Below are 13,199 nucleotides of genomic sequence, written 5' to 3' on the forward strand. Positions count from 1 at the left end.
CGCCTGCAAGATCGATCTCTGTCAATATTGATAGGTGTCGAAGTTGATCGAGCTGACCCCGGTCCAGACGGTGGCCTGCTGCTCGCCATTGCTCAGCGAACCCATCACCGCCGCGACGGCCGAGCGGATCTCCCCGCTGCTCAAGGCGCTGGCCGACCCGGTCCGCCTGCGCCTGCTCTCCCTCGTCGCCGCTCACGAGGGCGGCCAGGCTTGCGTGTGCGATCTCAACGAGGCCTTCGACCTCTCCCAGCCGACCATCAGTCATCACCTCAAGGTGCTGCACGAGGCCGGGCTGCTGGAGCGGACCAAGCGCGGGACCTGGGTCTACTACGCCGTACGACGTGAGGCGCTGGGCGACCTGGCGACGCTGCTCGGCGCGGTTCCCGCGTGAGCTACCTCTACCGTCGCGCGGTGGCCGAGCTGCTCGGCACCGCGTTCCTCGTGGCCGCCGTCGTCGGCTCGGGCGTGATGGCGCAGCGGCTCTCCCCGGACGACGTGGGCCTGCAGCTGCTGGAGAACTCGTTGGCCACGGGCGCAGTGCTGGTCGCGCTGATCATCGCGTTCGGCTCCGTCTCGGCCGCGTTCAACCCCGTCGTGACGGTCGTGGAGATGGCGCTGGGTCGGCTGTGGCTGGCCGAGGCGGTGCTGCTGGTGCTCGCCCAGCTGGTCGGCGGCTGCCTGGGCGCGATCGCGGCCAACCTGATGTTCGACCTGCCAGCGGTCAGCGTGTCGGATCATCACCGCGCCTCGGCGGCGCACCTGTTCGCCGAGGTGGTCGCCACGGTCGGGCTGCTGCTGGTGATCCACGGAGCGTTGCGACGCACCCAGCTGGAGTCGGTGGCGATCGCGGTGGGCGGCTACATCGCCGCGGCGTACTGGTTCACCTCGTCGACCTCCTTCGCCAATCCGGCTGTGACGGTCGCGAGGTCGCTGAGCGACAGCTTCGCCGGCATCGCACCGGCCAGTGTGCTGCCGTTCGTGCTCGCCCAGGTCGTTGGCGGCGTGCTCGCCCTGGGCCTGATCCGCTTCCTGCACCCCCAGGAGTCCCGATGACCTCCACCGTGCTGTTCGTGTGCGTCCACAACGCCGGCCGCTCCCAGATGGCCGCAGGCTTCTTGCAAGCACTCGGCGGCGACCAGGTCGTCGTGCTCTCAGCAGGATCGCTGCCGGCCGAGCAGATCAACCCGACGGCGGTGGCTGCGATGGCCGAGGTCGGCATCGACATCGCGGAGGAGCAGCCGAAGGTCATCACCGACCAGGCGGTGCAGCAGGCCGATGTCGTGATCACGATGGGCTGCGGTGACGAATGTCCCTACTTCCCGGGGACGCGCTACGAGGACTGGCAGCTCGACGACCCCGCGGGACTCGCGCTCGAGCAGGTCCGGCCGATCCGCGACGAGATCCGGATCCGGGTGCGACAGCTGCTGGCCGGGTTGAGATAGCCGTTCCTAGGGGCTCGACAAGCGCGGATCCTGCGTTAGTTTCGAGGTATGCGCGCGATCCGTCGTTTCACGGTCCGTCCTGTCCTTCCCGAGCCGCTCGCCGCGCTCGGCACCCTTGCCGGCAACCTGCGCTGGTCCTGGCACGGCCCGGCGCAGGATGTCTTCGCCGGGGTCGAACGGCAGCTGTGGGAGCAGGTGGAGCACGATCCGGTCCGGCTGCTCGGCGAAGTCTCCCGCAGCCGGCTGGACGAGCTGGCCGTCGACGAGGTCTTCCTCGAGCGGCTCGGCGACGCGCAGCGGGACCTGGACCGCTACCTGACCGAGGACCGCTGGTACCAGCGCTCGGCCGCCGATGGTCCGAGGGCGATCGGCTACTTCTCGCCGGAGTTCGGCGTGGCGGCGGTGCTGCCGCAGTACTCCGGCGGCCTGGGCATCCTCGCCGGCGATCACCTGAAGGCGGCCAGCGATCTCGGCGTACCGGTGATCGGGGTGGGCCTGCTCTACAAGCACGGCTACTTCAGTCAGTCGTTGTCCCGTGAGGGCTGGCAGCAGGAGTCCTACCCGGTGCTCGATCCGGCGGGGCTGCCGATCGCTGCACTGCGCGAGCCCGACGGGAACCGCGCCACCATCACGATCAGCCTGCCCGACGGGCAGACGCTCGCCGCCCGCATCTGGGTCGCCTCGGTCGGCAGGGTGCCGCTGCTGATGCTCGACGCCGACGTCGAGGAGAACAGCGAGGCCCTGCGTGAGGTCACCGATCGCCTGTACGGCGGAAACTCCGAGCACCGGCTGCGCCAGGAGCTCCTGCTCGGCGTCGGGGGAGTGCGCGCGCTGCGCGTCTACAGCCGGCTGACGGGCGCGCCCGCGCCGGAGGTCTTCCACACCAACGAGGGCCACGCCGGGTTCCTCGGCCTGGAGCGGATCCGCGAGCTGACGGTGGCCGAGGACGGTCCGCGCCTGGACTTCGACACCGCGCTGGAGGTGGGCCGCGCCTCCACGGTCTTCACCACCCACACCCCCGTGCCGGCGGGCATCGACCGGTTCCCGCGCACGCTGATCGAGCAGTACTTCGCCGACGGTGCCGGCGCCGTGCCCGGCGTACCGCTGGAGCGCGCGCTCGCCTTCGGCAGCGAGGACTACGAGGGCGGCGATCCCGGCGTGTTCAACATGGCCGTGATGGGCTTCCGACTGGCACAGCGCGCCAACGGCGTCTCGCGCCTGCACGGCCACGTCAGTCGGGAGATGTTCAGCGGCCTGTGGCCCGCCTTCGACGAGGCCGAGGTGCCGATCGGCTCGATCACCAACGGCGTGCACGCCCCGACGTGGGTGGCGCGGGAGTTCTTCGCGCTGGCCCAGGCCGAGGGCGCCGACCCCGACAGCGACGACACCGACGCGTTCTGGGCCGCCGTCGACAAGGTGCCGGCCGATCGGGTGTTCCACACCAAGCGCACCCTGCGGGCGCGGCTGGTCGAGGACGCCCGTCGTCGGTTGCACGCCTCCTACCGCAAGCGCGGCCTGGCGACGGCCGAGCTCACCTGGATCGACCAGGCGCTCGACCCGGACGTGCTCACGATCGGCTTCGCGCGACGGGCCGCCTCGTACAAGCGACTGACGCTGATGCTGCGCGACACGGAGCGGCTCAAGCGGCTCCTCCTCGACCCGGAGCGGCCGGTCCAGTTGGTCATCGCGGGCAAGGCGCATCCGGCTGACGACGGCGGCAAGAAGCTGATCCAGGACATCGTCCGGCTCGCTGACGACCCGTCGATCCGGCATCGGATCGTGTACCTGCCCAACTACGACATCGGGATGGCGCAGCCCCTCTACCCGGGCTGTGACGTATGGCTGAACAATCCGTTGCGGCCCTATGAGGCCTGCGGCACCTCGGGCATGAAGGCAGCGCTGAACGGCGGCCTCAACCTCTCCATCCTCGACGGCTGGTGGGACGAGTGGTACGACGGCGACAACGGCTGGGCGATCCCGACGGCCGACCCCTCGACGGGCTCGGGGCAGGCGGATCTGGACAGCGACAAGCGCGACGACCTCGAGGCCGCATCGCTCTACGACCTGATCGAGCACGAGGTCGCACCGCGGTTCTACGACCGGGGTGAGGACGGTGTGCCCGTGCGCTGGGTCGAGATGATGCGACACACCCTGAAGTCGCTCGGCCCCAAGGTGCTGGCCACCCGGATGGTGCGTGACTACGTGCGCGAGCTCTACGCCCCGGCCGCGGCGGAAGCGCGCTCGCTGACGGACCGCTCGCTGGACGACGCCTTCGGTGGGGCACGCGAGCTGGCGGCGTGGAAGCGGCGCGTGCGCGCTGCCTGGGGCAGCGTGCGGGTGGAGCACGTCGAGGGCACCGCGCCGCGGCATCCGGAGGTCGGGGCGAGCCTCGACGTACGGGCGTATGTGGCGTTGGGGGCGCTCACGCCCGACGACGTCGAGGTGCAGCTGGTGCACGGGCGCACCGACGACAACGACTGCATCGTCGCCTCGTCGGTGACGCCGCTCGACCTGGCCGAGACCTACGACGGTGGGCGCTACTGCTTCGCCGGCACCGTCGTGCTGGACCGGGCCGGCGCGTTCGGCTACACGGTCCGGGTGGTGCCGCGCAACGCCCACCTCGCCTCTGTCGCGGAGCTGGGCGTGGTGGCGGTCGCCTGATCAGTCCGAGCGGAGCACCAGGTAGGTCTTCGGCCCGAGGTCGAGCCGCTCGCCTGCGGTCACGGTGGTGCCGGCGGTGATGTTCGGGTCGGTGGAGAGCACCACCTCGCCGGCGTGCACCCACGCGTTGACCGGCAGCGTGACCTGAGCCGCGTCGTCGCCGGCGTTGCTCCACATCAGGAACGAGTTGTCGATCTGCTGCTCACCGTGCGGGCCGGGGGAGCGCAACGGCGACCCGGACATGAACGCCCCGACGATCGCGAGCTCGGTGTCGGCCCAGTCCGCGTCGGCCATCTCGCGGCCGCTCGGGTGCAGCCAGACGATGTCCTTGGGGCCGCCGGCGATCGTCGGCTTGCCCTCGAACCAGTGCCGTTGCCGCAGGACCGGATGCTGCCGCCGCAGGCGCAGCGCGGTCTTGGTGGTCTCGTAGACGTCCAGCCATGCCCCGGCGTAGCCGTCCTCGGGCACGGGGTCAGGGCGCCAGTCGATCCACGAGATCTCGTTGTCCTGGCAGTAGGCGTTGTTGTTGCCCCGCTGGGTGCGGCCGCGCTCGTCGCCCGCCACGATCATCGGTACGCCGTTGGCAAGGCACAGCGTGACCATCAGGTTCGCGGCCTGGCGACGACGCAGTGCGTTGATGTCGGGGTCGTCGGTCTCGCCCTCGACGCCGTGGTTGCACGAGCGGTTGTTGTCGCTGCCGTCGCGGTTGTCCTCGCCGTTGGCCTCGTTGTGCTTGTGCTCGTAGGAGACCAGGTCGCGCAACGTGAAGCCGTCGTGCGCGGTGACGAAGTTGACCGAGTTGTAGGCCGAACGGCCGTCGTCGGCGTAGAGGTCCGAGGACCCGGCGAGCCGGGTGGCGACGTTGCGGACGCCACCGGACCGGCCGCGCCAGTAGTCCCGGATGGTGTCGCGGAACTGGTCGTTCCACTCCACCCACGGCGGCGGCATCCGCCCGACCAGGTAGCCGTCCATCGAGGCGTCCCACGGCTCGGCGATCAACTTGACGTGGCGAAGGACCGGATCCTGTCCGATCGCGATCAGCAGGGCGTTGTGGAAGTCGATCTCGTAGCCGGTGCGACACAGGGCCGGCATGAGGTCGAAGCGGAAGCCGTCGACGTGCATCTCGGTGACCCAGTAGCGCAGCGAGTCCAGGATCAGCCGCAGGGCCAGGTCGTCCCACGTGTTGACGGTGTTGCCGCAGCCGGTGACGTCCCAGTAGGTGTCGTCGAAGCCGGGGGCGAAGTCGCCGCCACCGGCAGGCACCGGCGGGATCACCCGCTTGTAGAACCCGCGATCGTCCAGCCCGCGGAAGGAGAGCGTCGGCCCGAGCGGTCCGGCCTCGGCGGTGTGGTTGTAGACCACGTCGAGGATGACCTCGATCCCGGCGCGGTGCAGTGCCTTGACCATCTGCTTGAACTCGGTGACCTGGCCGCCGCGGTCGCCGGAGGCGCTGTAGCCGGCGTCCGGCGCGAAGTAGGAGACGGTGTTGTAGCCCCAGTAGTTCACCAGTCCGCGATCGAGCAGCGCCGGCTCGGAGAAGAACTGGTGCACCGGCAGGAGCTCCACCGCGGTGATGCCGAGGTCCTTGAGGTAGTCGATCACAGCCGGGGTGGCGAGCCCGGCGTAGGTGCCGCGCAGCTCCTCGGGCACCCGGTCGTGCAGCTGGGTGAAGCCCTTGACGTGCAGCTCGTAGAGCACCGTGTCGCGCCACCGGATCCGCATCGGGGTCTCGCCCTCCCAGTCGAAGGCGGGATCGATCACCACCGAGCGTCCGGTCACGGGTGCGGAGTCGGTGGGGTCGAGCTCCGACGGGTCTTCCCAGTCGTAGCCGAACAGGGCCTGCTCGTTGCGGATGGTGCCGGCCGTGGCCAGGGCGTACGGGTCGAGCAGGAGCTTGTCGATGTTGAACCGGTGGCCCTGCGCCGGGTCCCACGGCCCGTCGGCGCGATAGCCGTAGCGCTGGCCGGGCCGGATGTCGGGCAGGCGGCCGTGCCAGATGCCCAGGGACTGCTCGGTCAGCTGGAAGCGAGTCTCCGACTCGTCGTCATCGGAGAACAGACAGACCCACACCGCTGTCGCGTTCGGTGCATAGACCGCGAAGTTCGTCCACTGCTCGTTCCACTCCGCGCCGAGGGGCCAGTTGCGCCCTGGCCACACGGTCGCGGTCTCGCCGAGCTTGCTCCAGATACCGGGTTCCACTCGCGGTATTCTTGCCGATCCACCCGTTAGGGTCCTTCACATGACTGGTACTGGTGAGTACGCCGGGGAGTTCGTCCGCCTCGAGGTGGCCGACGGGGTCGCAACGCTGCGGCTGGACCGGCCCAAGATGAACGCGATCAGCTTCCAGGTGCAGGCCGAGCTCCAAGCCGCCGCTGCGGAGGCGACCGCGAGTCCCGAGATCCGCGCCGTCGTCGTGTACGGCGGGGAGCGGCTGCTTGCGGCCGGAAACGACGTCAAGGAGATGGCCGCGCTGTCCTATCCCGAGATGATCGAGCGGTCGGCGGGGGTGCAGGCGGCGATCACCGCGATCGCGCAGATCCCCAAGCCGACCGTGGCCGCGGTGACCGGCTACGCCCTCGGAGGCGGCTGCGAGCTGACCCTGGCAGCCGACCTGAGGTTCGCCTCGCCGAGGGCCGTCTTCGGTCAGCCGGAGGTGCTGCTCGGCATCATCCCTGGTGCCGGCGGCACCCAGCGGCTGGCCCGGCTGGTCGGGCCGAGCAGGGCGAAGGACATCATCCTCACCGGGCGGTTCGTCGACGCCGAGGAGGCGTTGGCGATCGGATTGGCCGACCGCGTCGTCGAGGACCCCTACGCCGAGGCGCTGGCTTGGGCGCAGCAGTTCACCAAGGGTGCGCCGTACGCCCTGCGCGCCGCCAAGGAGGCGGTCGACCGCGGCCTCGCCACGGATCTGGCGACCGGCCTGGAGATCGAGCGGCAGCAGTTCGCGGCGGTCTTCGCCACCGAGGACGCCCGGACCGGCATGCGCTCGTTCGTCGAGAACGGGCCCGGCAAGGCGACCTTCGAGGGGCGCTGAGGATGGCCGAGTCGACCCGCAGCAACCCCGGCGTCGTGACCCGCGTCCGGATGGTCCTGGGCCAGGTCGTGTGGGCGATCGCGGTCCTCGCGGCGCTCTTCCTCGCTCTCGGCGCGCTGCTGATCGCCGTGCAGGCGAACCAGGACAACGCGCTGGTGAAGTTCGTGCTCAACGTGGCAGATGTGGTCGATCTCGGACTCTTCGACCGTGACAACGGCATCAAGCAGTTCACCGGGGAGAACGCTGCGACCAAGAACGCCCTGTTCAACTGGGGTATCGGGGCGTTGGCGTGGCTGGTCGTGGGCCGGATCCTGGACCGGATCCTGCGCCCCAACCGCTGACGTCGAGGCCAGCCTGCGACGAGGTGTGACATCCCGCACAGCAGTTCACTGAGGCGGTGTGACATTCTGCATGGCGGGACGCCGTGGACAGGTGAGTACCCGCCGGTAACATCGGCGTCGTCCTACGACCACCACAGGAGGGGCCGCTCCGGCCGCACACCATGAACATTGTTGTCTGTGTGAAGTATGTTCCCGACGCGACGGGCGACCGCCGCTTCGAGGGTGACAACACCGTCGACCGCGTCGACGTCGACGGCCTGCTGTCCGAGCTCGACGAGTACGCCGTCGAGCAGGCGTTGCAGATCAAGGAGAAGCGCGCCGACGAGGAGATCGAGGTGACCGCGCTGACGGTCGGCCCCGAGAAGGCCGTCGATGCGGTCCGCAAGGCGCTGCAGATGGGCGCCGACAAGGCCGTCCACGTCGTCGACGACGCCATTGCCGGCTCGGACGCGATCGGCACCTCGCTGGTGCTCGCCGAGGCGATCAAGAAGGCCAACGGGGGCACGGCTCCGGACCTCGTGGTCTGTGGCCTTGCCTCGACCGACGCTGGCATGAGCGTGGTCCCGGCCATGCTTGCCGAGCGCCTCGGGCTGCCGCAGGTCACGCTGGCCGCGGTAGTGGAGAGCCAGGGCAACCAGGTTCGGATCAAGCGCGACACCGACACCGCGACCGAGGTCATCGGGGGCACCATGCCGCTCGTGCTCTCGGTCACCGACCAGTCGGGGGAGGCTCGCTACCCCTCGTTCAAGGGCATCATGGCGGCGAAGAAGAAGCCGCTGGAGACCTGGAGCCTGGGCGACCTGGGCATCGACGCGGGCCAGCTCGGTCTCTCGTCCGCCTGGACGGCCGTCGAGGAGACCGCCGCCCGCCCGCCGCGCACCGCCGGCGAGATCGTCAAGGACGAGGACGGCTCGGGCGCCAAGGCGCTGGCCGACTTCCTCGCCTCGAAGAAGTTCATCTAAGCAGCGGCGAGATAAGGAGAATGGGACATGTCTGAGGTTCTGGTCCTCGTCGACTACGTCAATGGTGCGGTGAAGAAGCCGACGTTCGAGCTGCTCACCATCGCCAAGCGTCTGGGCACGCCGGCGGCCGTCTTCATCGGCCCGGCCGATCAGGCCGCGACCGTGGCCGAGGCGGTGAAGAAGTACGGCGCCGAGAAGGTCTACGCGATCGACGACGCCGAGATCAAGGGCTACCTGGTGGCCCCGAAGGCCGAGGCGCTGCAGCAGCTCGCCCAGGGTAAGGACCTGGCCGCGATCCTGCTGCCGTCCTCGGCCGAGAACAAGGAGATCGCCGGTCGTCTGGCGATCAAGCTCGAGTCGGGTCTGATCACCGACGCCGTGGACGTCGCCGAGGCCGGTGGGGGAGTCACCACGACGCAGTCGGTCTTCGCGGGCAACTACACGGTTCAGGCCAAGGTCACCAAGGGCACCCCGATCATCACGGTCAAGCCCAACTCGGCCGCGCCCGAGGAGTCGGCCGGTGCCGGCGCCGTCGAGCAGGTTGCGGTGACGATCTCCGATGGTGCCAAGACCGCCCAGATCGTGGCTACCCAGCCGCGTCAGGCGACCGGCCGCCCCGAGCTCACCGAGGCCGCGATCGTGGTCTCCGGTGGTCGTGGCACGGGCGGCAACTTCGAGCCGGTCGAGAACCTGGCCGACGCGCTGGGGGCCGCCGTGGGTGCCTCGCGCGCCGCCGTCGACTCCGGCTGGAAGCCGCACACCTTCCAGGTCGGCCAGACGGGCAAGGTGGTCTCGCCGCAGCTCTACGTCGCCAACGGCATCTCCGGTGCGATCCAGCACCGCGCAGGCATGCAGACCTCGAAGACCATCGTCGCGGTCAACAAGGACGAGGAGGCGCCGATCTTCGAGCTCGTCGACTTCGGCGTCGTCGGCGACCTGCACGCGGTCCTGCCCGCGCTCACGCAGGAGATCAACCAGCGCAAGGGCTGAGGTCCCGCCGCCGGAGGCGGCCGGGATGACGAAGCTCATCAACAGAGCCAGAGCGGGCCGTCGGATCCTCCGGCGGCCCGCTCTGCGTATCCGCATCTGACCCGAACCTGTGAATCTTCCAGATCATCGGTGGAGAACCCGCAAATCACAGCAGTCACAGGTACAGTCGCTCCGAATTCTCGGATATAGAGGGGGAGGGCCGGTGCTGGCTCGACGATGGACGGTGGCGGGAGCCACCGCAGCAATGGCGACACTGCTGGCAGTGACCGTGGCGACACCGATGCAGGCCGATGGGGCGACGACGGCCTCGCCGAGTGCAACGCCGACCGTGACGCCGACCGCGACGCCGAAGGGGCCGTGGATGCCCGACCTGGGCCCGGCGTTCAACAACCCGCTCGGATCGCAGAAGCAGAAGTACGTCGTCAACACGCGCATCCTCAAGGCCGTCCAGCACGCGAACCCGAACAGCACGATCCGGTTCTCGACGTACTCCTTCGACCGTGAGGACATCACCAAGGCGCTCTACAAGGCGCACAAGAAGAAGCACGTCAACGTGCAGGTGGTGGTGAACCACAACGTGGTCACCCCGAACGAGATCTGGCTGCAGAAGAAGCTCGGCAAGAACACCAAGAAGTCCAGCTTCTTCCACATCTGCAAGGGCTCGTGCCGTGGCAAGGGCGGCGGCAACGAGCACGCCAAGATCTACTCGTTCAGCGCGACCGGCGGCGCCAAGGACCTGATGATCGAGAGCTCGGGCAACCTGACCAGCGGTGCCGCCGCCGGCCAATGGAACGACGTCTACTCGATCATGGGTAACACCAGGCTGTTCGACACCTGGGTGAAGGTGTTCAACCAGTACAAGAAGGACAAGCCGGTCAAGAAGCGGACGATCGTCTACAAGTCGCGCCAACTCGACGTGACCTGGCACCGGCTCAACACCGCCGCTCTCTCCCAGCCGATCGCGACCAAGGACAAGGTCACCACGATCAGCGCGCGGAAGAAGAAGAAGAAGAAGAGCGCGGGCGACCCGGTGCTGAAGCGGCTCAACAAGGTCAGCTGCAAGACCAGCGCCGCGCACGGTGACAGCAAGGGCCACACCGTCATCCGGATCATCATGTACGCCTGGTTCGGCAATCGCTCGGTTCCGATCGCGAAGAAGGTCGCTTCGCTCAAGCGGGCCGGCTGCAACGTCGAGGCGATCCTCACCGAGCCTGGCGGCCAGACGGTGAGCATCCTCCGCTCCGCCGGCGTTCCGCTGCGCGACGCGGCGTGGAACTACGGCGAGAAGCTGGCGACCGACGGCTCCAAGCAGGTCTGGGGCCCGCGGCTCTACTCGCACCTGAAGTGGATGCTGATCAGCGGCAAGTACGGCGGCGTCAACCAGGACATCGTCTTCGCCGGCTCGGAGAACTGGTCGGGCATCTCGTTCTCCAACGACGAGGTGACGCTCCAGCTGACCGGCGCAGCCTTCTACAAGGCCTACGTCGGCCACTTCAACCAGATGTGGAACACCAACGCCACGCACACCGAGACCGGCCGGGAGGACTACGGCTGGCCGCCGAAGCCGTGGAACTGATCCTCGGCCTCGAGTACGAACCGGCCCGGTCGTGGAGCTGAGCGGGCTCACCCCGCTCGACGGCGGCTGGTCCGGGGAGACCTTCCTGGCGGAGGCTCCCGGTGAGCGCAGCGTGGTGCGGATCTTCGCGGGTCCGCGCCACGCTCGCTTCGCCGCAGACGTCAACGCCGCCCTGCTCGAGTTGGTGCGCGGTCTGGTCCCGGTGCCCGCCGTGCTGGAGGTGCGGCCCGCCCGCGACGGCGTCCCCGCCCTGCTCATCACCGAGTACGTCGCCGCCGTCCGCGCCGACCTGGCCCTGCCCGAACTCGAGCCCGAGCGACTCGGATCGCTCGGAGAACGACTCGGTCGGATCGCAGGCACGCTTGCCGGGATGCCGCAGCAGCGCGCGGGGCTGTTCGTCGACGCCGACCTGAGGGTCGAGCCGTTCGAGCCGGCCGCCGATCTCCTCGCCTGGGTCGACGCTCACGCCGACGCGCTCGGTTGGGAGACGACACCGCTCGACCGGTTGCGCGCGGTGGCGCGGCGCGCGCAGGACCTGCTCGACGGCGTCGGCAGGACGAGCCTGGCGCACGGCGACCTGAACCCGAAGAACATCCTGCTCGATCCCGACTCGCTCGAGGTCGCAGCCGTCCTCGACTGGGAGTTCGCGCACGCGGGCTCGCCGTACGGCGATCTGGGGAACCTGGTGCGCTTCGATCGCGCTCCCGCCTGGATCGATGGTGTGCTCGCGGGCTATGGCGCGGTGCGTGGCGGAGAGGCCGCCGCGACGCTCGACCTGGCGCGAGCCGCCGACCTGCTGGCGCTGGTCGAGCTGGCCGGCCGTCGTGCGGCCAACCCGGTGGCCGCCCGGGCACACGATCACCTGCTGGCGATCGCGGAGTCCGAGGACTGGCACGCCGTACCCTCTTCTGCATGAGCGTCGAGCAGGACATCCGCGAGGTCGCGCTGCGAGCGCGCGAGGCCAGCTATGAGCTGGCACTGGCCACCCGGGCCTCGAAGGATGCCACCCTGCGTGCGATGGCTGACGCGCTGCTGGTCCGCGGCGAGGAGGTGCTCGCGGCCAACGCCGAGGACATCGTCAACGCTGAGGAGAGCGGTACGCCGGCCAACATCATCGACCGGCTCCGGCTGACACTGGAGCGGCTCGAGGGGATGGCGCAGGGCCTGCGCGACGTGGCCGGTCTGCCCGACCCGGTCGGCGAGGTGGTGCGCGGCTCGACCCTGGCCAACGGCCTGGAGCTGCGTCAGGTCCGGGTGCCCTTCGGTGTGGTCGGGATGATCTACGAGGCCCGGCCGAACGTCACCGCGGATGCGGCGGGCATCTGCCTGAAGTCGGGCAATGCCGTGCTGCTGCGCGGCTCCTCCAGCGCGAAGGCGTCCAACGCTGCCATCGTGGCGGTGCTGCGCGACGCCGTGGTTGCCAGTGGGCTGCCCGCCGACGCGGTCCAACTGGTGCCGGGCGAGAGCCGAGACTCGGTCAAGGCACTGATGCGCGCTCGAGGCCTGGTCGACGTACTGATTCCGCGCGGAGGAGCGGGCCTGATCCGCACCGTGGTCGAGGAGTCGATCGTGCCGGTCATCGAGACCGGCGTCGGCAATGTGCACGTCTACGTCGACAAGGCGGCCGACCTGGAGAAGGCGCTCGCCATCGTGCTCAACTCCAAGACCCACCGCACCAGCGTGTGCAACAGCGCCGAGTCGCTGCTGGTCCATGCCGACATCGCGGAGGTGTTCCTGCCGCGGGTGGTGGCGGCGCTGCAGGCGAGCGGCGTGACGATCCACGGCGACGACGCCTTCTGCGGCTTCGACGGCGTCGAAGGCGCGACCGACGAGGACTGGGAGCGCGAGTACCTCTCGCTCGACATCGCCGCGGCCGTCGTACCCTCGCTCGAGCACGCCGTCGCGCACATCCGCCGGTGGTCGAGCCAGCACACCGAGGCGATCGTCACCGAGGATCTCGCCGCCGCCCGGCGTTTCACCGCTGCCGTCGACGCGGCCGCGGTGATGGTCAATGCGTCCACCCGCTTCACCGACGGCGGGGAGTTCGGCTTCGGCGCCGAGATCGGCATCTCCACCCAGAAGCTGCACGCCCGCGGCCCGATGGGCCTGCAGGAGATGACCTCCACCAAGTACGTCGTGACCGGCGACGGCCAGGTCCGCTGAGCGAGCCCGGACCAGGCTCGGATAGGGTGT

12 protein-coding genes are annotated in these 13,199 nt (G+C 69.3%); 11 read left to right on the forward strand and 1 reads right to left on the reverse strand.

Going from position 1 to position 13,199, the window contains the following annotated elements; translation table 11 throughout:
- Positions 1 to 34: 34 nt before the first annotated feature.
- From H036_RS0114655 to glgP, 4 genes are read left to right on the forward strand one after another with little or no spacing between them, the layout of a single operon-like run.
- A complete protein-coding gene (locus H036_RS0114655) occupies positions 35 to 391 on the forward strand; it encodes an ArsR/SmtB family transcription factor (RefSeq protein ID WP_017935551.1) in 357 nt (118 codons plus the stop codon).
- A complete protein-coding gene (locus tag H036_RS0114660) occupies positions 388 to 1,053 on the forward strand; it encodes an aquaporin (protein WP_017935552.1) in 666 nt (221 codons plus the stop codon). Before H036_RS0114655 ends, H036_RS0114660 begins: the two co-directional genes overlap by 4 nt.
- Positions 1,050 to 1,442: an arsenate reductase ArsC gene (locus tag H036_RS0114665; protein WP_017935553.1), complete on the forward strand. Its 393-nt coding sequence runs from the start codon at positions 1,050 to 1,052 to the stop codon at positions 1,440 to 1,442. Before H036_RS0114660 ends, H036_RS0114665 begins: the two co-directional genes overlap by 4 nt.
- 48 nt (positions 1,443 to 1,490) lie before the next feature.
- Entirely contained in the window at positions 1,491 to 4,103 is a 2,613-nt protein-coding gene (gene glgP, locus H036_RS0114670; protein ID WP_017935554.1) for an alpha-glucan family phosphorylase, read from the forward strand.
- Here glgP and glgX read toward each other — a convergent pair whose 3' ends face one another.
- Complete coding sequence (gene glgX, locus H036_RS0114675; RefSeq protein WP_017935555.1) at positions 4,104 to 6,302, reverse strand: glycogen debranching protein GlgX; 2,199 nt, start codon at positions 6,300 to 6,302, stop codon at positions 4,104 to 4,106.
- Positions 6,303 to 6,342: 40 nt separating this feature from the next.
- Between glgX and H036_RS0114680 the strand changes: the two genes are divergently transcribed.
- The 7 genes from H036_RS0114680 to H036_RS0114710 all read left to right on the forward strand — a co-directional run bounded on the left by H036_RS0114680 (position 6,343) and on the right by H036_RS0114710 (position 13,169).
- A complete protein-coding gene (locus tag H036_RS0114680; protein WP_017935556.1) occupies positions 6,343 to 7,137 on the forward strand; it encodes an enoyl-CoA hydratase/isomerase family protein in 795 nt (264 codons plus the stop codon).
- 2 nt (positions 7,138 to 7,139) lie between these two features.
- Positions 7,140 to 7,478: a hypothetical protein gene (locus H036_RS0114685; RefSeq protein WP_017935557.1), complete on the forward strand. Its 339-nt coding sequence runs from the start codon at positions 7,140 to 7,142 to the stop codon at positions 7,476 to 7,478.
- Between the two features lie 179 nt (positions 7,479 to 7,657).
- On the forward strand, positions 7,658 to 8,440 hold the full coding sequence (locus tag H036_RS0114690) for an electron transfer flavoprotein subunit beta/FixA family protein (RefSeq protein WP_017935558.1): 783 nt from the start codon (positions 7,658 to 7,660) through the stop codon (positions 8,438 to 8,440).
- 27 nt (positions 8,441 to 8,467) lie between these two features.
- Positions 8,468 to 9,430: an electron transfer flavoprotein subunit alpha/FixB family protein gene (locus tag H036_RS0114695; protein WP_017935559.1), complete on the forward strand. Its 963-nt coding sequence runs from the start codon at positions 8,468 to 8,470 to the stop codon at positions 9,428 to 9,430.
- 223 nt (positions 9,431 to 9,653) lie between these two features.
- On the forward strand, positions 9,654 to 11,006 hold the full coding sequence (locus H036_RS0114700) for a phospholipase D-like domain-containing protein (RefSeq protein WP_157417410.1): 1,353 nt from the start codon (positions 9,654 to 9,656) through the stop codon (positions 11,004 to 11,006).
- A gap of 31 nt (positions 11,007 to 11,037) precedes the next feature.
- Positions 11,038 to 11,922: a phosphotransferase family protein gene (locus tag H036_RS0114705; protein WP_017935561.1), complete on the forward strand. Its 885-nt coding sequence runs from the start codon at positions 11,038 to 11,040 to the stop codon at positions 11,920 to 11,922.
- A complete protein-coding gene (locus H036_RS0114710; RefSeq protein WP_017935562.1) occupies positions 11,919 to 13,169 on the forward strand; it encodes a glutamate-5-semialdehyde dehydrogenase in 1,251 nt (416 codons plus the stop codon). The genes H036_RS0114705 and H036_RS0114710 overlap by 4 nt, the downstream gene beginning before the upstream one ends.
- Positions 13,170 to 13,199 lie beyond the last annotated feature (30 nt).

Origin of the sequence: Nocardioides sp. Iso805N (genome assembly GCF_000364605.1) — a bacterium.
Taxonomy (GTDB): Bacteria; Actinomycetota; Actinomycetes; order Propionibacteriales; family Nocardioidaceae; genus Nocardioides.